The sequence below is a fragment of the Terriglobus sp. YAF25 genome (assembly GCF_052113305.1).
GTDB lineage: Bacteria > Acidobacteriota > Terriglobia > Terriglobales > Acidobacteriaceae > Terriglobus.
On the sequence record NZ_JBFRCY010001050.1, the window covers coordinates 1 to 1,071 of the forward strand.

General features: G+C 59.9%; 2 protein-coding genes. Both read left to right on the forward strand.

The genetic code is table 11. The annotated features are described in order from the left end of the window. Nucleotides 1-385 (forward strand): multinuclear nonheme iron-dependent oxidase (locus AB4043_RS26445; protein ID WP_442308647.1); only part of this gene is annotated, 385 nt, incomplete at its 5' end. Beyond that, nucleotides 382-1,071, forward strand: a 690-nt coding sequence (locus tag AB4043_RS26450) for an HvfC/BufC family peptide modification chaperone (RefSeq protein WP_442308648.1), incomplete at its 3' end; no start/stop codon positions are given. The genes AB4043_RS26445 and AB4043_RS26450, both read left to right, overlap by 4 nt.

Below are 1,071 nucleotides of genomic sequence, written 5' to 3' on the forward strand. Positions count from 1 at the left end.
GCAGATGACCGAGTGGGAGTTCCTGAACGAGGTGGTGCATGCTGCCGACTGCGGCATCCTGCTCGATGTCAACAATATCTACGTCTCCTCGCGGAACCACGAGTTCGATCCGATGGAGTATGTGAACAGCATCCCGGCGGATCGCGTGGCACAGATCCATATCGCCGGTCACTCGCAGTTCGAGCGTTATACGCTCGACACGCACGATCATCCGGTGCTCGATCCGGTGTGGGCTCTCTATGCACGCGCGATTGAACGCTGCGGGCCGACGGCGACGCTTCTCGAGTGGGACGACAATATTCCAACCTTCGATGAAGTACATGCCGAGGCGCTGAAAGCGAATCGGTTTCTGCAGCCTGTAAGTGTGGAGGAGGCGGTCGCATGACACTGCTGGAGCTGCAACGCCGCATGGAGCAGGATGTCCGCCGACCGTTGACGGCAGAGCTTACGATGCAGCCGCGGACAACCGAAGGTGAGTCGATGGAGGAGATCGCTGCTGCTTATATCCGTCAGAACAGTGAGCTGACATCGTTCGAGCGGCTGGAGATCTACAACCGCCAGTACTGGTTTCGCGCGATCGGCGCCGTCTCAGAGGATTACCCTGCGGTGCAGGCGTTGTTGGGCGACGAGCACTTCGACGCGCTGGTCTTGGCGTATCTGAAGCAGCGCCCCTCAACCTCGTGGACCTTGCGGGATCTGAGCGCGGATCTGCCGCAGTTCCTGCAAAAGCATTCTGAGTTTGCAGGCGACCAGCATCGATTAGCTGTGGATATCGCACGGCTGGAGTGGGCCTATGTCGAAGCCTTCGACGGCGCAGAGATCGAGCCGCTCGCCGCGGATGAATTGGCTCAACTTGGGCCGGAGTCAACGCTTGCGCTCCAGCCGCATCTCCGATTGCTTGTCGTAGACTATCCCGTCGACGAGTTTGTGCTCGCTGTAAAGAAGCCGGATGAGAAAGCCGTAACCAGCGGCGCGGCGCAACTGCGGCAGGCAAGCGCCACAACCACATTGCCCGAGATGGCTCCGGAGCAGCGATACCTTGCCGTGCACCGCTATGACGACGTGGTGTAC